The sequence below is a fragment of the Prevotella histicola genome (assembly GCF_055385135.1).
In genome coordinates, this window is the sequence record NZ_AP043793.1 from 1,223,638 (window position 1) to 1,242,759 (window position 19,122).

A 19,122-nucleotide genomic window follows, 5' to 3' on the forward strand; every position below is an offset into this window, starting at 1 on the left:
TACCTATTTCATTAATAATTTACCTAAATCATCTTATTATGGAATATTCAATGACGACTCAGTTCCTAATGGAATTAATAGGAACGCTCATCTTAGTACTGTTTGGAGACGGCGTTTGTGCCTGTGTTACGCTAAACAAAAGCAAGGGACAGAAAGCAGGATGGGTAGTCATCACCATTGCATGGGGTCTTGCTGTGTGCATGGGAGTACTTGTTGCAGGTCCTTACACGGGTGCTCATCTCAACCCAGCTGTATCCATTGGACTTGCAGTAGCAGGGATGTTTCCATGGAGTTCAGTACCTTATTACATCGTGGCACAAATGATTGGCGGTTTTCTTGGTGGTCTGCTCGTATGGTTTTTCTATAAAGATCACTATGATGCAACTGATGACGAAGCTGCAAAACTCGGTACATTCTGCACCGCACCAGCCATCCGCAACTACAGAATGAACTTCCTTTCCGAGGTCATTGCAACATTGGTTCTCGTGTTTATCATCATCAGTTTCAGTGTTGATGGTAATACTGGAGATGCCGAACACTTCAAGTTCGGACTTGCAGCACTCGGTCCTATCCCTGTCACATTACTGATCATTGCACTCGGAATGTCGCTCGGAGGAACTACGGGATACGCCATGAACCCTGCCCGTGACCTGTCTCCGAGACTGGCACATGCCGTTTGTATGAAGGGAGACAACGACTGGGCATACTCCTGGATACCAGTTCTTGGACCAATCATTGGTGCTATTATCGCTGGATTCTGTGGTGCAGCCCTTCTGCTTGTATGATGCTTAAATAACAACTTTATCAATAACAATCTAAACTAAAAACAATTTTATTATGAGTAACTTTAAGAAAACATTCCAGTTAGTAGCTGTTTTCCTCTTTGTAAGTGTAGTACAGCTGTCTGCTCAAACCTACAAGTATCAGAAGATTGTAGGCTTCTCTGACGAGACCAATGCTAAACTTGAAGCTTTCCTGCAGTCAACTATTTCAATGAACATCAGGAAGGTTGCCGTCTTCGACTGTGACGGAACACTCTTCGGACAGGTACCTTATTACCTGGCAGAGGAAGCTCTTTACGAGTATGCCCGCAGGAATTATGCAGGCAAGAAAGATGCAAAATCAGTTGAGAAGTTCAAGTTAGTCGACAAGATGATACACGAAGACGCTATCAGTCGCGAACGTGACCGCATCAAATTCCTCAGTGGTATGACGCCAGAGGAGATACAACGCATTGGCGATGACTGCTTCCACGAGAAATATCAGAACAAGTTCTATCCTCAAATGAAAGCCCTTCTTGCCAATCTTCGCAACTATGGCTTCGAGACATGGGTTATATCAGCTTCTCCAGAGTTGCTTTATCAGCGCTTCTGTGTTGAAGAACTCGGCTTCCAAGAGGACCGTGTAATCGGTGTAAAGTCACTTGTCACAATGGGTGGTGTCGTTACTGACCAGATTGTCTTCCCTTCTCCACAAGACGAAGGTAAGGCTGAAGTCATCAGAACCTTCATCAAGACACGTCCACTCTTCGCTGCCGGCAATAGTCGTGGAGACATGGAGATGATGAATACATCCGTAGGTTTGAAGCTCATCCTCAACCCTGATGCAAAGACTCCACAGAAGGTTATGGGCGGAAAGACCGTAAAAGAGTACTGGGCTGCTGACCCTAACTGTATCACAGAGTACACTCGTGACGTGACAGAAGGCAACTATAACTGGGCATGTGACGAATATAAAGTAAAGCAGAACGCAGCAACTGACGTTTCAACACCAGCCGTTGTTATCTACTAATATCTTTTTTAAGAAACACTTGGAGTCTCTAATGGTTAGCACGAAATATCCTTACACGAAAGACAATCCCAACGATTGTTTTCGAAGGAAAATCCAATTATTTTCGGCTTCATAACCATCAGAGCTACAAACAGTTACAAACAAGGTCGTAAAAGGGCGTCTTTTACATCGCAAAAGGGCATCTTTTACACATCAAAAGGTGCCCTTTTATCATGCAAAAGGGCACCTTTTAGAATGCAAAAGAGCACCTTTTATTTATGGAATGAGAAATTTTAGGACAACGGCAGTTGTACTTTCAGTATTCTATCGTTTGTTATTATCAGCTGAAAGACCATGTCCTGCTCTGCATTGGTATGCAAAATCTTCATTCAAAAAAGAAGTCCCCGACCGTCAAATGACCGTCAGGGACTTCTTCTTATATAATCTTTTCAAAGGAACATATACGACAACTGTTCCTTTCCTCCTACTTCTTCAGAACATTAATCAAACTGATTTTCAACGATATCACTCAACACCTCCTTGATATCAAGCCCTGCAGCACGCACCTGTTGAGGGATAAAGCTTGTTGTAGTCATACCCGGTGTAGTATTGATTTCAAGCATATTGATAACATCATTACCGTCCTTATCCTTCGAAATGATGTAATCAATACGGATAATACCATTGGCATGCAGGATATCATAGATACGACTTGTCTCTTCAGCTACACGTGCTGCCGTCTCAGGAGACATACGTGCAGGAGTAATTTCCTGTACCTGACCATTGTATTTAGCGTTATAATCGAAGAATTCGTTGCTTGTTACAACCTCAGTAGCAGGGAAAACAACACTCTTATCCTTTGTCTTGTACACACCTTGTGATATCTCCATACCATCCATGAAGCCCTCAATCATCACCTCATTACTCTCCATGAAAGCAACACGAAGTGCCGGAGCAAGCTGGTCGTGATTCTTAACCTTTGACACACCGAAGCTACTTCCATCTGCAGAAGGCTTCACAAAGCAAGGCATACCCAGACGTTTCTCAATCGCTTCTGCATCATATTCCTCTCCACGACGTAACAGAATGCTGTCAGCAACATTCACTCCAAAGCCACGAAGATAGTTATTGAGCACATACTTATCAAAGGTCATAGCCTCAACCAGTACGTTACTCGTAGAATAAGGCAAATGAATCAGCTCGAAATAACCTTGCATCACACCATTTTCTCCTGGCTGTCCATGGATGGTTATGTATGCATAATCGAAGGCAACAACCTTTCCATCCTTCAAGAAAGAGAAGTCATTCTTGTCAATTGGTGCTGTAATGCCACCTGGAAGTTCAACATGCCAGTCCATTCCTTTTACATCTACGATATAAATATCGTACCGTTCCTTGTCAAAGAAGGAATATAATCCCTGCGCAGAGCGCATCGAAACATCATGCTCTGATGAGTCACCACCACAGACGATGGCTATAGTCCGCTTCAAATCTCTCATTGTATATTCTTATTTTGTTTATCTATGCTATTGGAATCATCCATTTAAGGTTATTCCATTCAGTATGAAATTACTCATTTTTCAACACCACTTTGCCCTTTGATAAAGCCCCTCCACTTCTCAATAAGTGCAGAAAGATCGGCAGGAAGGTCGCTCGTGAAATCCATTTGTTCACCTGTTACCGGATGAACGAAGCCCAATGTACGCGCATGTAACGCCTGCCGGTCACACAGAGTGAGACAGTTATGGATAAAAGCCTTGTATGTACTCGACCTCTGACCACGTAGAATCTCCCTTCCACCATAGCGTTCGTCACCGAAAAGAGGGTGTCCGATATGCTTCATGTGTGCACGAATCTGATGAGTACGTCCCGTCTCCAAGATACATTCTATCAGTGTTGTATAACCGAATCGTTCAATAACACGATAGTGAGTTACGGCTGGTTTACCTGTTTCAGAGCCTGGTGGGAACACCGTCATACGAAGTCTGTCCTTCGGATCACGGGCAATATTACCTTCAATACGCCCTTCTTCTTCCGTGAAATTCCCCCAGACAAGGGCATTATAGCTGCGATGTGTCGTCTTATTAAAGAACTGTTTCCCCAATGAAGTCTTAGCATCTGGGGTCTTTGCAATCACCAACAACCCACTTGTATCTTTATCTATACGATGTACTAGACCCACTTCTGGGTCGTTAGCATCAAACTCTGGCATGTCTTTCAAGTGCCAGGCGATAGCGTTAATAAGTGTTCCGTGAAAGTTACCAGCACCCGGATGAACCACAAGGCCTGCTGGTTTGTTGATAACCATTAGTACTTCATCCTCATAAACAATGTCTAATGGAATGTCTTCTGCCTCAATAGTATTGTCATGTTTTGGTCGATCGAGCATCAACGTGATGACATCATCTGGCCGAACCTTATAGTTGCTCTTCACAGGAGAGCCGTTTACATGGATAAAACCTGCCTCTGCAGCTTTCTGAATACGGTTACGACTTGAGTGCTGCATACGTTCAAAGAGGAATTTATCTATCCTTGCAGGCACCTGACCCTTGTCAACTGTTACACGAAAGTGCTCATAAAGCTCGTCATTACCACCTTCTGACGTGTCTGTAGGCAGTAAATCGTCGCTCAACTCTTCATCAAATATAGTCTCTTCGTCTACCATGTTCAGGGCCTAATCAGTTGGTTTTGTTGATGAAGGGTCAGCAGGTAAGCCCGATTGTGATGATGATCCAGAGCCACCAGAGCCCGATTTCCCTCGTTCATCCTTTATTTCGTTGCCGTTTTCATCGACTGGTACTTCTACATATTCCTCTACTTCGTCGTACTTTGGCATCTTTTCTTCAACCTCTATATCCTCATATTCCGGTTCATTCAGGCCTGCCGTGTCAGTAATCTCACGTGTTCCATCACCTACTTGCAGTATAATTACAGCGTCAGAAGGGACTCTATCCCCTGCTTGAACATGTTTTCCGTTCACGAGAATACCATATATCCAGTCTTTTTCACCTGGGATATACTCTGGTTCTCCTACCTTGAAGCCCATAGAAAGCAACTGTGCTGTAGCTTCACGTAGGGAGTTATTATCAATAATGTCAGGAACTACGAGTGAAGGAGCACTTGCTGCGTTGATTGTAACATAAATAACATGAGTTGATTTTATACGCTTTCCACCTGCAGGAGACTGTTCGAGAATACAGTCAGGAGGCAATTCTTTCACATAACCTGTGTCCGTTACCTCAATCGTCAGGCCTACTTTATCCATGATATCAACAGCTTCGTCATACTGTTTGTGGATGATATTCGGCACCACAATGGACTCACCGTGATGTGTATAGTAGTCAAGTCCGAACCTAACTCCTATCGCCAGCAACAACAACAGTATCACAATGGCTAGGATATTACCCCAGATATACGTGCTATTGAACTTATGGAAGAACTCTTTTGATGTCATTAAACTCCTACTTGTCTACTCGTTTGCATACTTACTCGTAACCTTTCAGCCTGCAAATCGTCAACTTGTTAACCAGTAAATCTCTCTTCTTTTCTTTATATATATGTGGCAAAGGTAGACAAAAAAACGGAAAGAAGCAAAGAATAAACTCTACTTCTTTCCGTTTTCGTTCTAATCCTTAACAGGAATAGACGTACTTTTTACTTTCCGTGGTGCTCGTCTGATACTGTTAACTTCTTACGACCCTTAGCTCGACGGGCAGCCAATACACGGCGACCATCCTTTGTTGCCATTCTCTCGCGGAATCCATGCTTGTTCACACGACGACGGTTGTGTGGCTGAAATGTTCTTTTCATTTTCTTATCCTATTATTTATTGTTATTGTGCAAATTATAAATTGACACGCCGAAACATGCCCGTTACGGGCTGCAAAATTACTTAATCTTTTTGAATTGAGCAAGGAAACGATAATTTTTACGATGATAATTTATGTTTTTTCCATAAATTCAGTACCTTTGCACCGCACTTTTCGCTATCAAGCAGCAAATAAAGTAACAAATTATATATTAGGAAATTATGATTAATTCACAGGAAATCAAGATTGGAACATGTATCCGTCTTGATGGTAAGATTTGGACTTGCATCGACTTCCAGCACCGTAAACCAGGTAAAGGTAACACTGTTATGATCACAAAGCTGAAGAACGTAGCTGACGGACGTGTCCTTGAGCGCACTTTCCAGGTTGGTTTCAAGCTTGAAGATGTTCGTGTTGAGCGTCGTCCATACCAATATCTTTATGAGGATTCAACAGGTTTTATCTTCATGAATCAGGAAACTTTCGAGCAGATTCCTATCCCTAAGCATCAGATTACAGGCTCTGAGTACATGAAAGAAGGTGACGTTGTTGAGGTTGTAACTGATACTTCAGACGGTACTATCCTCCTTGCTGAGATGCCAGTGAAGACAACTTTGACCATTACTCACAGCGAACCAGGTGTTAAGGGTAACACTGCTACCAACGCAACAAAGCCTGCTACACTTGAGACTGGTGCCGTCGTACGTGTTCCTTTGTTCATCAATGAAGGCGAAGTTATCCAGATTGACACCCGTGACGGTAGCTATTTAGGTCGTGTAAATGCTTAATTAGCAGCAGAAAGAAGTCTTATATACACTTCAAATAACAATAACAAAAAAGCCAGAACGAACTCTTTGAGAGTTTATTCTGGCTTTTTTATGTGTTTGGATGAATGCTGATGCAGTCTCAACTTACTCCGAACTGAGTAATTTATCAGAAGCGTATATGCTACTGATAGCAAAGAATAACCAAAGAATACCAGAGATTACTACCATTGAATGATGACCACAAACAGCAAGAGAGATCATCAATACAGAAACAAAACAGTCAAAAATCAGGTATTTATTAGACCCTAACAGTGCCTTTACCAGGTTATCCGGATCCTCTTTGGACATCTCCCAGATGCAAAGAGAGGTCAAGAGAATAAACAAACTCGCAAGTATTGCGAACGACAAATCATCTTGTAACACTGCCATCAACAAACAAACAATGACGTCAACCCGTATGGCTAAGGGCAACGACTTCTTAATTTTACTCATAGGTTTTCATTGAACTATTAGATAATACGAAATGTAAACAATGGCACAAAGATAATAAAAATCTACCAATAAAGTGCAGATTATACCTCTTTCAGCCGTAATAATTAATTAAAAACGTTGTCATTCACAAACAAAACACTATCTTTGCAGCATATGAAGTATAGCATTATCGTTCCCGTTTTCAATCGTCCTGATGAAGTAGATGAGCTCTTAGAGAGTCTGATTCACCAGGAAAAGAAAGATTTTGAAGTCATTATAGTTGAGGATGGCTCACAGATTCCATGTAAAGAGGTGTGCGACAAGTATGTTGACCGCCTTAACTTACATTACTATAATAAGGAGAATTCGGGTCCAGGGCAGAGCCGTAACTACGGAGCAGAGCGTGCCGAGGGTGAGTATCTACTAATACTTGACTCTGATGTCGTACTTCCTAAAGGGTATCTACAAGCCATTGACGAGGAATTAGACCGTGAACCAGCTGATGCTTTCGGCGGTCCTGACTGTGCACATGACTCGTTTTCCGATACCCAGAAAGCCATATCATATTCTATGACATCTTTCTTTACCACCGGAGGTATACGTGGTGGAAAGAAGAAATTAGATAAATTCTATCCTCGATCATTTAATATGGGCATACGGAGGGATGTTTATCAGCAGTTAGGAGGCTTCTCAAAGATGCGTTTTGGTGAAGATATCGACTTCTCTATCCGTATCTTCAAAGCTGGGAAACGCTGTAGATTATTCCCCAAAGCATGGGTATGGCACAAGCGACGCACCGACTTCCGTAAGTTCTGGAGACAGGTTTATAACTCGGGAATAGCACGTATTAATCTTTACAAGAAGTACCCTGATTCCTTAAAACTTGTCCATTTGCTACCAATGGTATTTACTGTTGGAACAGGACTTCTGCTCTTACTCATCCTACTTGGTATCATTTTCCTGTGCATCCCTTCAACAAAGAACATCGGATGTTGCACCCTTCTGACAGGTCTGATACCCCTATTGCTATACAGCACAGTCATCTGCATTGACTCAACACGGCAGAATAACAGCCTGAAAATAGGCATTCTTAGCATTCGTGCCGCCTTCACCCAGCTCACGGGTTACGGCTGTGGATTCATTAATGCATGGTGGAAACGTTGTGTATGTGGCAAGGATGAGTTCAGTGCTTATAACAAAACATTCTATAAGTAACGCAAGACTGCGTCCGTCTGAACGCACACACAGTATATAATCAATATCCTAAGACATAACGATAGAGCTGAAATTCCCTACCGATAGAAGATAGAAGACGGGATGAGGCCCATTCTTTTACGATGCAAAACTTATCTATCAACCATTGGGCTGAGGCTGACCGCCCACGTGAAAAACTCGAGAAACTGGGGGCGAGTGCCCTCAGTGACGCAGAATTACTGGCTATTCTCATTGGCTCGGGTACACCAAAAGAAAGTGCTGTCGGGCTTATGAAACGTATTCTCAACGGGTGTAATAACAATCTAAACACGCTGGGGAAACTCTCATTATCCGACCTGAAACAATATAAAGGGATTGGTCCTGCCAAAGCCATTACCATCCTTGCTGCCTGCGAACTAGGCAAACGCCGACAAAGAGCAGCTATAGAAGAGTCGCCAATCCTTAACTCTTCTGAGGGAATATACAACTATATGCGCACCACCATACAGGATTTAGACGTTGAAGAAGGCTGGATGCTGATGATGAAGCAGAACTTTCGGCTCATAGAAGCGAAGAGAATATCTGTTGGAGGACTAACGATGGCACCCGTTGACATCCGTCTTATGATGAAAGAAGCACTCATGAAAAATACAACAGTACTGGTTTTCTGCCACAATCATCCCAGTGGAAATACCCAACCAAGCAGAGAGGACGACTCACTCACATCCCGTATACAGAAGGCGTGTAACCTTTTGAGCATTTATTTGGCAGACCATGTCATTCTTACTGACGGTGGTTACTTCTCCTATCGGGATGAAGGGAAGCTCTAAGAGGAAACTATTCATCCTCCCATCCACCATCCTTACACAGTTATTCAAGCAGAAAATAGGAAGTCTTTAGCCCTTTTTACTATCTCACAAAGCCGTCTCAGCACTCTGACTTCTGTATCCTATAACAACTCTATAGTAATTCTTATCGGTCTGCAAAAACATTATCCCACATGTCTTTTACCTTACTTAAACAACCGGCAACACCCTCAAAATTATCATCAGGTATAATCAAAAGGACTAATACACCACACAGATAAACAAGGAAAGGTATGAACAGAAGATGCCCTCACCTGCTCACTTCATTAAAGGAAGTGGACAGATGAGGGCATTCTCTCTTTATGTTTCTAATCTCTCGTTACGACCTTAGTTTCTGTTGTTTCCAAAGAAACGGAGAAGATAGAGGAAGAGATTGATGAAGTCAAGATAAAGACTTAATGATCCAAGTAGGGCAATCTTCTGCGCAACCTCTCCTGCATCAGGTGCCATAAGCAGGTTACGCTTGATGGCTTGTGCGTCCCATGCAGTAAGACCAGTAAAGATAAGGACACCAATACCACTGACAATAAGGTCCATCATTGTGCTCTTTAAGAAGATATTTACCAATGAAGCAATGATAAGTCCTATCAAAGCCATCAGCAGAATACCACCCATCTTTGTCAGGTCCTTCTTTGTTGTCGCACCAACCAGTGCCATTGCACCAAACGTTCCAGCCGTAATGAAGAATGTCTTAGCGATGGAAGCAATCTGATAAACAGCAAATATCCATCCTAATGTCAGACCATTAAGGGCTGAGAACACGATAAACCACATCGTGGCAGCAACAAGTGACAGTTTATTGATGCGTGCTGAAACATACCAAACGATACCAAGTTCAGCCAAACCAGCTATCAACAACGGACCACGGCTGGTATAAAGGAGTTGGAGAACGGCTGGTGAGTTACCTGCACCATAAGCTACTACACCTGTAATGACAAGTGCCATTGCCATCCATGTATACACTTTACGCATCAAAGCAGGGAATGCACGTGACATTTCCAGGTCACGTTCCTGATTATTTGCTACTTTTGAGAAATTGTCGTAATTCATATTCTTTTCTTTTTTTAGTACTTTCTATTGTCTTTAACTGGGTTTATCAACTATCGTTTGTCGCAAGATTGCAACTTCCGAATATACTTTATTCACTACAAATAACGTACCATATCCTTGAGAGATGCACGAGTTCACTTCTCTGTTTGTCATCCGCACATGTGGAGCTAAGCATCCGCACATGTGGAGCTGACCATCCGCACATGTGGAGTTAAGCATCCGCACGAGTGGTGCTGACCATCCCCACAAATGACGAAGGATATCTTCTCCAAACTGAACAACGGCGTATTACATCTTCAATTAGGCTATTGTAGCAGCATTTCCTTCGTAAGAATACTCTCCAATTGCTCTGCAGAGAGTCGCAACTGGAACTCACCATGAAGGGCAACGCTGATACGTCCCGTCTCTTCTGACACTATAATTGCCAATGCATCAGAGTCTTGTGAGATACCCATTGCCGCACGATGCCGCAGTCCAAGCTCCTTCGGAATATCCTGTTTATGGCTCACGGGGAGGATACAGCCCGCTGCTTTGATGCGTTGTTTGGATATAATCATTGCTCCATCATGCAAAGGTGAGTTCTTAAAGAAGATGTTTTCAATCAGGCGCTGGTCTATACGAGCATCTATAATATCACCCGTCTCACAAATATCATCCAATATTACGCCACGTTCAACGACTATCAGAGCTCCCACCTTACCACGACTCATACTCATACAAGCCATGACAAGTGGCATAATTGTCTCTTTATCAACTTCTCCTTTATTGGACTTCGTAAAGAGTTTCACCAGGTTGTTCACCTTCCGGTGTGCTCCGAGACTGTAGAGGAAGTGGCGAATATCCTCCTGAAAGAGGACTATCAGACCTATCACACCCACTGATACCAGTTTGTCCATGATGCTTCCCAAGAGCCGCATCTCCAACACCTGACTAACAATGAGCCACATGATGACAAACACAAGGATGCCAATGAAGACGTTCAACGAACGCGACTCCTTCATCAATCGGTAGACGTAATAGAGCATTAGTGCTACTAGTACGATGTCTATAATATCCTTTAGTCCAAACTCAAAAAACATATTAAATGCTATTCTGCCCACACCTCTCTCCCATCAAGCAAGAAACAAGATGCGTAAAGAGGAACTCTTATGGGGTTAAAACTTACACTTCAAACTTTTTATTCCGCAGTATTATGACGCATAGCATCAACAATCTTGACAGCCTCAACAGCTTCACGCACGTCATGAACGCGCAGAATGTTGGCACCTTTCAGTAGGGCTATAGTGTTCAACACAGTCGTTCCATTCAGACTTTCAGCTGTCGTAATGCCCAATAACTGATGAATCATGCGCTTACGGCTAATCCCAACGAGTAGAGGAAGCTCCATTACTTGCAGTCGTTCCATCACGTTGAGCAGCTCATAGTTACCTTCTACAGCACCCTTACCAAAGCCAAAGCCAGGGTCAAGGATGATATCTTTCTGTCCCAAAGCCCGCAATTCCTGCACCTCGCGTGAGAAGTTGATGAGCATATCATGGAGGTTTGCTGCAACAGACATTAATATATAAGGTGTACCTAACTCTGCAACGGTACGGAACATATCAGGATCTTTACCTTCTTCAACGTCGTTTATGATATCAGCTCCAAACTCTTCCACAGTGCGTCGGGCTATGGAAGCATGGAAAGTATCAATGGAAATAATAGCATCAGGTTGTGCCTCACGAATGATTGGCAAGGCAAATGCCAAGCGTTGCATCTCCTCTTCCTCACTGACAACCTCTCCTCCAGGGCGTGTAGAGCAAGCTCCAACATCAATAATCTTTGCCCCTTCGGCAATAATCTGGTTGGCACGATTGCGTATAGCCTCCTCTGTCTGCACTCTACTATCGGCAAAAAAGGAATCAGGCGTAACGTTCATGATACCCATTACCATTGGTTGTCCCAGGTCAACAAGGCGTCCCCGCACATTGATTGTGTAGCTAATCGGCTTACATACAGCCGAATTTGTCATATTTTCCATATCCGCAAAGGTAATGTAAATCCATCACACTCGCAAACAAACACCCTATTTTTAAGAAAAGTATTGATATTCTTCACAATGAGAACACGCAGAGATGGGAAGTATTATACATATACTTCGTTTCCAGTAAACTGATGTTCCATGTTGCTTTAACATCTGTTCCATACTTTTTTCACCATGATGAAATGCATGTCTTATCATGATGAGGCTTTGAAAAAGTATAGGAAAAAGAGACACAGATCCCTACTTCTTAAATGGTGAAAGGCTTTCTCAAGGATGCAAACCAGACACATGAAGACAAGAAAAAGGGGACTATCTGTTCACACAGACAGTCCCCCAGAGCGAGAATCTATGGTGTTCAGTTTGGCAACCGGACAACTCTATTAATCTGTAACCCCATCCCTGAGGTCACCATTCTGCCCTGATACAGGCAGTGCACCACCAGTATTATCATTACCTTTAAGCCCTTCGTTGTTATCCATCTCACGTTGTGGGAAGCGTAGATTCAACCATCCATCATCCGACTTGATATTGAATTGGTAAGCATCAGGGTAATTACTGGACTCTCCAGCATGGATACGAACAATGTTCTTGCCCAACCGTTTGGCATCCATAGTGAAGAAACCTTCACCCCAAAGTTCAACTCTGCGCTGGAACCATATCTCATCTACCAGCGTACGGGTTGATGGAACAGTGTAAGAAGGGTCACGATAAGTGCGGACAAAGTCCTCCAATACCTGCTTTGCTGTAGCCTCCTGACCACTCTTTGCCAGACCTTCTGCCTTAATAAGAATCATCTCCTCCACACGCATCAGTGGGAAATCGTTGTTATTAAGCGTATTTCCTATACCTGATTGCTGACCAAACTTGATGTTTGTATAGGCATCAAATGGAGTTTTAACATTCTCAATCTCAAAGTCGGCAATGGCATCCCCCGTAGCAGAAGTACCCTTTGAAGGATCAGTCCATGTGATGTTTGCCCAGTTCGTGGAGTGCTTGTTAGCATCTAACCACCATCCTTTGCGCACATCAGTAGATGGAATCTTATCAAAAAGGAGCTTGTTGATGACTGGAACGTTACCCGTTGCTGCAGCATAAGCCTCACCAGAGAAGGCTGATAGCCATGAAGATGCATTCTGATAACCAGCATTAGAATTCGATTTCAGCTGTGCCTCTGTAATATCTACACCCCATATCCAGTTATGATCAGCAATATTATCAAAGGCAGGAACACTTACTTCAGCTATCGAAGCAGGTGTATATCCATCCATAGCCTTGTCTGCGTCAGCTGCAGCAGCAGCCCAATTACCCATCAAAAGATTGGCACGAGCACGTAAGCCATAAGCTACGTTGAGGTCGATATACTGCTTGGAAGGACGCGTATAACCCTGTAAATGTGCAATAGCAAAGTCCAAATCCTTAAGAATCAACTCATAAACCTGCTTAACTGTAGCCCGTGGATTATTGAAATAATCCTCTGTTCCTGTTAAGATAGGGACACATGGCTTGTCTGCTGACGTCGCATAACTGAACTGAAAGTAAGGTGCTAGCTGCATATAGTCGAACGCACGGATAGCATGAGCTTGTGCTAACTGGTTCAAAGGAGTACCTGTTGCAGTGCTCTCATCTATAGAATTGATAATCTGATTAGCCACACCTATCTGCCGATATGGGATAGTATAACGCATCAAAGGGTTGGCATAATGGACGTCACGTGACTGTAATGTACAGGCAGCAGAGAACCAATTATATCCATTATCACCTAAAATGAGGTCGGCACCCTCTGCATCACATGACAAAGCAGCCGATATTGCACCGAAATCATCAGCCCTTGCTGTACCGTATATACCTGGTGTACCTAAGTAATTAAACATACCTGAGAACGTAGCAGCAGCCCGTTCGGGAATCATTTCATTTGTTGCCAGCATCTGATTGGTTGACAATTTGTTTCCAGCAGGCTCCTGTTCATTCAGGTCATTGCATGATGTAGCCAGCAAAGCACCACATAATACTAATAAAGATAAGCTATATCGTTTCATGTTATATTGTCTTATATTGTTTCGTTTTACCATCATTACCAATTAGAATGTCAGAGTGATACCGGCAGTAATAGACCGTAGGGCAGCATAACCACCGCCACTTATCAAAGCTGAGCCTGATGTGAAGCCACCAACTTCAAGTGTTGTACGTGGATCGAGACCCTTACGTGCTGTGACAACGAACAGGTTTTCTCCTGCCACATATACGCGGAGACTATTCAAAGCGAGGTGATTGATGATACGTTTAGGGAAAGAATAGCCCAGTGTTACATTGTTCAAAGAAAGGTAATCACTGCTTGTCAGGAAGTAATCCACTGCAGACTGTGAACCAACAGCAAAGCCATCATCAGCCTTTGCAGTACTCAAACGAGGGATATTACTGCTTGTATTGTCGGCACTCCATGCCCCCAGAGCATCTTTATGTAAGGCAACACCAGTGCTTTGACCCAAGTGCATGTACTGCTGATACTGTCCATCATAGACCTTTCCACCCAATTGATAAGAGAATTGCATACTGAAGTCGAAGCCATAAGCATTCAAAGTAGTACCAAATCCACCATAAACTTTAGGGTTAATGTCGCCCAAATCGTACCTAGTAGCCTGCGTAAGATCAGTCGTAGTGGTCTGTCCTGTAACATTCCCATTAGCATCTATTACATCCTTATAATAGGTTGCATGACCATTAGACTTGTCTGTTCCAGCATACTTATACATGTAAGCTTCATAGCGAGAGCCACCAATTCGGATGATGGAAGAACCTGCTTTCAAACCATCTTTAGCAATGGTTGGATCGAGTTCAGTTATCTTATTCTTGAAATAAGTCATGTTAAGGTTCACGTTCCATGTGAGAGTTTTACTCCGAACCACGTCACCATCCAGGCTTAACTCAAATCCTTTGTTGCTCATAGCACCAATGTTTGCAGGATAGCTGGTCACTGAAATACCAGAAGAAAGCGGTAATGTCTTCCAGAACAGGAGGTCAGTCGTCTTCTTATTGAACACCTCTAATGTTCCATTCAGGCGGTGTTTGAAGAGCGAGAAGTCCACACCTAAGTTCAATTCACCCGACTTTTCCCATGTCAGATTAGCATTTCCCTTATACGCAATCTGGTTTGTGAACTCTTTAGTTGCCTCATTGTAGCTCGTCTTATAGGTATCCGTATATGGATAATACATGCGATATCCAGACCTGTCGAGCAATCCATCATTACCTTGCTCACCATAACTGAGTTTCAATTTCAGCAGGTCTACCCAATCAGCTGTAAACCATTTCTCCTTATTAATAGCCCATCCTACAGACACAGACCAGAACGTTCCCCATCTATGACCGGGTGCAAAGATAGACGATCCATCGTGACGCAGAGATGCTTCTGCGAAGTATTTATCAGCATAGTTATAGTCTCCACGGAAAAAATAACCATCACGTACCAAGGTATTCGTGCTGGATCCTGCCTTAAGGTTGGCACGTGCCAGTGCGTTATTGAGCTCAGCAATGGTCGGATCATACAGATGATCATTGTAACCAGACAAGTCTGACACCTTCAGGAAGTAATGTTCATAACCTGCAAGGAGGTTGATGGCATGCTTACCAAAGGTCTTATCATAGTTAGCAGTGTATATCTGGTTAGTTGAGAAGTAACGGTCGTTACCAACTTCTACGGCACCATCTGTTGTTGAAGCAGACCCAAAACGACTGTCAAGGTAATGATAATTCCTGTTTCTGTTCCATACTGACAAGTTAGCAACTAAGTTCAAGCCCTCGATAGGAGTAACTGTTGCTACCCAGTTTCCTTGGAATTGATCCGTAGCAATACTCTGTCTGTTGTATTCATTATCACGAACTGCATTTCCAATGATGGCTGGACGCTTAAAACCTGTTTGGTTTGCATCATAAACTGTGCGTCCATGATCTTTCATTATATTACCATTGGCATCACGAACATACAAAGGATAGATAGGACCTAACTGATTAGCGATATAGAAAAGGTTACCACTGCTTCCGTACGTATCAGCATTAAAGGATGGACTTGAGCTGTCTGTGTGTGAATAAGACAAACTAACACCGAACCGCAACCAGTCTTTTGCCTGATAATCCACGTTTGTTCGTGCTGTATAACGCTTGAAAGAAGAGTTATTCACAGTACCTCCATCACCCAGGAAACCAAGGTTTGAATAGTAACTAAGCTTGTCTGTCGCACCATTGATGTTCACATTGTACTCCTGACGGAATGAACTGTGGAAGATTTCATCGTAGTAATTGTCAGGCATGTAGGTGTATTTGCCATCAGAATAGCCAAGTTTAGCATTAGGATTCAATTTAAAATCATTTCCAATGAACTTCTCTCCTGTTGGAATCGTGAATACTTGATAGCCCAATCCGCCATTCTTATTTCCTAAGAGGTTAGCATCTGCAAAGGCACGAGCATCTGCATCTGAAGCGCCATGATAGAGTTTCGAGTTGTACATTGCCTTGTAGAATGCTTCATAATACGTAGCTGGATCAAGGATTAGGTCGTAACGAGGTATCTCACGTGAGTTACTTCCCCACTTGGCATCTAATGTTATCTTAGCACCATGCGCACCGCGTGATTTCTTAGTAGTAATGATGACCACACCGTTTGCACCACGTGCACCATAGATAGCAGCAGATGCTGCATCCTTCAAGACGGACATACTCTCGATATCCGATGGATTCAAACTTGCGATATCGCCATCGAAAGGTGCGCCGTCAACAACATACAACGGTTCAGAACTTGCTGCATAAGAGCCTATACCACGAATGCGAAGCTCCGGAGCACTGCCCGGTTCGCCAGAAGAAGTAACCATCTGAACACCTGCAACCTTACCTCCAAGGGCATTCGTAGCTGTGGAAGCAACATGCTTACTGATATCTTCAGCCTTCACTTCTACGGCAGAACCCGTGATAGTAGAGCGCTTCTGAGTACCATAAGCAACAACCATCACCTCATCCAAAGCACGATGGTCAGGGTCAAGAACAACCTTCATGTTCGGTGAAGCCTTCACTTTCTTAGGTGTCATACCTAAATAAGAGACTTCCAACAGTGTTTTTCCCTCAGGTAAGGTCAACGTAAAATTACCGTCAACATCAGATACCGTACCCGTCTTAGTGCCAATAATGAGGACTGATGCACCCACAATAGGCTCACCATCTTCTGAACTTGTCACCGTACCACGTACTTGAGTCTGTGCAAAACATACCCCTATAAAAAGGAATAAGTTCGCTAGTAACATCGTAAGTCTTTTTCCCATAAATTTAAAGTATTAGTGTAAAATTCTCTATAAAAACCGCTACAAAGATATAAATAATTATTTAACAAGTCAAGTTAAATAGTAATTAATTTTTTAATTTATGTCGTTTTATTCTTTCAAACTGTAATTATTATTAGTGTGTTAATAACACTTTGTATCTTAAATTGCCTGCATAAAAGATACAATATATCACACTTTTTTAATATAAAAAGTTAATATCTCCACCTTATATATAATAAGTGGAATATCATAGAGTACAAAAAAGGGTACCATTACTTTGCATTGTCTGCCATTTAAGTTACCTTTGCACTTAAGAATAAAGTACAGATCATGAACATACAAGAGATTTATAAGATTTACCAACAGCACCCTATCGTGACCACCGACAGCCGAAACTGTCCGGAGGGTAGCATCTTCGTTGCACTGAAAGGGGCATCCTTCGATGGTAATAAGTTTGCAGAAGCAGCTTTGGAGAAGGGTTGCAGCTATGCTATCGTTGACGAAAAAGAATACGCAAAGCCTGATGACAACCGCTTCATACTCGTTGATGACGCCCTTATCACATATAAGGAACTCGCGCGTGAGCACCGTCGTCAGTTCTCTATCCCAGTCATTGGCATAACAGGTACGAATGGTAAGACTACAAGTAAGGAGCTTATCTCTGCCGTATTAGCTGAAAAGTTCAATGTACATCATACTGAAGCGAACTATAACAATGACGTTGGTGTACCACGAACGCTGCTTGCTTTGCACCCAGAACACGAGATTGCAGTCATTGAAATGGGTGCTTCTCACCCTGGCGACATAGAAAAACTGGTTAAATATGTAGAGCCTACTTGTGGACTTATCACCAATGTAGGACGTGCACACCTACAAGGTTTCGGCAGTTTCGAAGGAGTTAAGCGTACGAAAGGTGAGCTCTACGACTTCCTGAAGGCACATGACGGATTACTTTTCCTCAACGAAAGCAATGCAGACCTTACCGAAATGGCTGCCCAAAGGGAGTTTGAACGTGTCATAACATACGGACAAGACGACACAGCTGACGTTGAAGGACATGTAATTAGTTGTGCTCCATTCCTGAAATTCACATGGCAATCACGCCTGAACATACAACAACCTGCAACAACTATCTATGAAGTACTGACACATCTCATTGGTTCTTACAACCTCGACAATATGTTAGCAGCCATAACCATTGGCCTGCACTTCGGCGTAACACCACAACAGATTTGTCATGCTTTGGAAAATTACGTTCCACATAACAACCGTTCACAGTTGACAGAGACTGCACATAACAAACTCATTGTGGATGCGTACAATGCCAACCCATCCAGTATGGCTGCTGCGATAGAGAATTTCCACGTCATGGATGTTGACAATAAGATGGCAATATTGGGCGACATGCGTGAACTGGGAGATGCTTCAGCAGAGGAACATCAGAAGGTTGTTGACCAGCTAAAGGCAGTTGGATTAGCAAACGTATGGCTTGTAGGAGAAGAATTCGGCAGAACCAACACTGATTATCGTAAATTTCATGACGTTGAAGAGGTGAAGGAAGCCATCAGACAACAGCGTCCAGAGAATCATTACATCCTCATAAAAGGAAGTAATGGCATCCGTCTCTTCGAATTACCCGACCTTTTATAAGCCGAGAAAAAAGATAATTTCCTTACGTTAGTTCCGAAAAATTAGCTATCTTTGCACCCGTCTAAGAGGCAATCGGGATGTAGCGCAGTTGGTAGCGCACTACGTTCGGGACGTAGGGGTCGCCAGTTCGAATCCGGTCATCCCGACAAAAAGGGGAGAAACTTTCATGGTTTCTCCCCTTTTCTTATTCCATGTATTGTCCGATAATTTCACATT

At 43.0% G+C, this 19,122-nt stretch carries 16 protein-coding genes and 1 tRNA gene; 7 read left to right on the forward strand and 10 right to left on the reverse strand.

What is annotated here, in order from left to right; all coding sequences use genetic code 11:
• The first annotated feature begins 38 nt into the window (after nt 1-38).
• The gene (locus tag ACZ48L_RS05095) at nt 39-785 is read left to right on the forward strand and encodes an MIP/aquaporin family protein (protein ID WP_008824252.1); all 747 of its coding nucleotides are present in this window, start codon (nt 39-41) and stop codon (nt 783-785) included.
• Nucleotides 786-837: 52 nt separating this feature from the next.
• Entirely contained in the window at nt 838-1,791 is a 954-nt protein-coding gene (locus tag ACZ48L_RS05100; protein ID WP_025791782.1) for an HAD family hydrolase, read from the forward strand.
• Between the two features lie 479 nt (nt 1,792-2,270).
• Here the strand turns inward: ACZ48L_RS05100 and ACZ48L_RS05105 are convergent, their stop codons facing one another.
• The 4 genes from ACZ48L_RS05105 to rpmH all read right to left on the reverse strand — a co-directional run bounded on the left by ACZ48L_RS05105 (nt 2,271) and on the right by rpmH (nt 5,580).
• Nucleotides 2,271-3,269, reverse strand: coding sequence for a D-alanine--D-alanine ligase (locus tag ACZ48L_RS05105; protein WP_008824250.1), 999 nt, complete (start codon nt 3,267-3,269; stop codon nt 2,271-2,273).
• Between the two features lie 74 nt (nt 3,270-3,343).
• Nucleotides 3,344-4,435, reverse strand: coding sequence for an RluA family pseudouridine synthase (locus ACZ48L_RS05110; RefSeq protein ID WP_025791781.1), 1,092 nt, complete (start codon nt 4,433-4,435; stop codon nt 3,344-3,346).
• 9 nt (nt 4,436-4,444) lie between these two features.
• Entirely contained in the window at nt 4,445-5,224 is a 780-nt protein-coding gene (locus ACZ48L_RS05115; RefSeq protein WP_008824248.1) for a PASTA domain-containing protein, read from the reverse strand.
• A 200-nt stretch (nt 5,225-5,424) separates the two neighbouring features.
• Nucleotides 5,425-5,580, reverse strand: coding sequence for a 50S ribosomal protein L34 (gene rpmH, locus ACZ48L_RS05120; RefSeq protein ID WP_004354441.1), 156 nt, complete (start codon nt 5,578-5,580; stop codon nt 5,425-5,427).
• A gap of 220 nt (nt 5,581-5,800) precedes the next feature.
• Between rpmH and efp the strand changes: the two genes are divergently transcribed.
• The gene (efp, locus tag ACZ48L_RS05125) at nt 5,801-6,367 is read left to right on the forward strand and encodes an elongation factor P (protein WP_008824247.1); all 567 of its coding nucleotides are present in this window, start codon (nt 5,801-5,803) and stop codon (nt 6,365-6,367) included.
• 123 nt (nt 6,368-6,490) lie between these two features.
• Here the strand turns inward: efp and ACZ48L_RS05130 are convergent, their stop codons facing one another.
• Nucleotides 6,491-6,838 carry a hypothetical protein gene (locus tag ACZ48L_RS05130; RefSeq protein WP_044113875.1) on the reverse strand — a complete coding sequence of 116 codons (348 nt, stop codon included), beginning with the start codon at nt 6,836-6,838 and terminating at the stop codon, nt 6,491-6,493.
• A gap of 153 nt (nt 6,839-6,991) precedes the next feature.
• Between ACZ48L_RS05130 and ACZ48L_RS05135 the strand changes: the two genes are divergently transcribed.
• Both ACZ48L_RS05135 and radC read left to right on the forward strand, forming a co-directional pair.
• Nucleotides 6,992-8,032, forward strand: coding sequence for a glycosyltransferase family 2 protein (locus ACZ48L_RS05135; protein ID WP_025791771.1), 1,041 nt, complete (start codon nt 6,992-6,994; stop codon nt 8,030-8,032).
• A gap of 122 nt (nt 8,033-8,154) precedes the next feature.
• Entirely contained in the window at nt 8,155-8,841 is a 687-nt protein-coding gene (gene radC / locus ACZ48L_RS05140; protein ID WP_314694233.1) for a RadC family protein, read from the forward strand.
• Between the two features lie 363 nt (nt 8,842-9,204).
• Here the strand turns inward: radC and ACZ48L_RS05145 are convergent, their stop codons facing one another.
• The 5 genes from ACZ48L_RS05145 to ACZ48L_RS05165 form a co-directional block, all read right to left on the reverse strand.
• Nucleotides 9,205-9,927, reverse strand: a complete 723-nt coding sequence (locus ACZ48L_RS05145) for a Bax inhibitor-1/YccA family protein (RefSeq protein ID WP_025791769.1) — start codon at nt 9,925-9,927, stop codon at nt 9,205-9,207.
• A gap of 305 nt (nt 9,928-10,232) precedes the next feature.
• Nucleotides 10,233-11,006, reverse strand: coding sequence for a diadenylate cyclase CdaA (cdaA, locus tag ACZ48L_RS05150; RefSeq protein ID WP_025791768.1), 774 nt, complete (start codon nt 11,004-11,006; stop codon nt 10,233-10,235).
• 98 nt (nt 11,007-11,104) lie between these two features.
• The gene (gene folP / locus ACZ48L_RS05155; RefSeq protein WP_025791767.1) at nt 11,105-11,947 is read right to left on the reverse strand and encodes a dihydropteroate synthase; all 843 of its coding nucleotides are present in this window, start codon (nt 11,945-11,947) and stop codon (nt 11,105-11,107) included.
• Between the two features lie 383 nt (nt 11,948-12,330).
• Entirely contained in the window at nt 12,331-13,986 is a 1,656-nt protein-coding gene (locus ACZ48L_RS05160) for a RagB/SusD family nutrient uptake outer membrane protein (protein WP_464721960.1), read from the reverse strand.
• Nucleotides 13,987-14,028: 42 nt separating this feature from the next.
• Nucleotides 14,029-17,256: a SusC/RagA family TonB-linked outer membrane protein gene (locus ACZ48L_RS05165; RefSeq protein WP_025791766.1), complete on the reverse strand. Its 3,228-nt coding sequence runs from the start codon at nt 17,254-17,256 to the stop codon at nt 14,029-14,031.
• A 330-nt stretch (nt 17,257-17,586) separates the two neighbouring features.
• On the opposite strand from ACZ48L_RS05165, the gene ACZ48L_RS05170 reads away from it, so the two are divergent.
• Both ACZ48L_RS05170 and ACZ48L_RS05175 read left to right on the forward strand, forming a co-directional pair.
• A complete protein-coding gene (locus ACZ48L_RS05170) occupies nt 17,587-18,906 on the forward strand; it encodes a UDP-N-acetylmuramoyl-tripeptide--D-alanyl-D-alanine ligase (RefSeq protein WP_025791765.1) in 1,320 nt (439 codons plus the stop codon).
• A 73-nt stretch (nt 18,907-18,979) separates the two neighbouring features.
• Nucleotides 18,980-19,052: transfer RNA gene (locus ACZ48L_RS05175), tRNA-Pro, on the forward strand.
• Nucleotides 19,053-19,122: the final 70 nt, after the last annotated feature.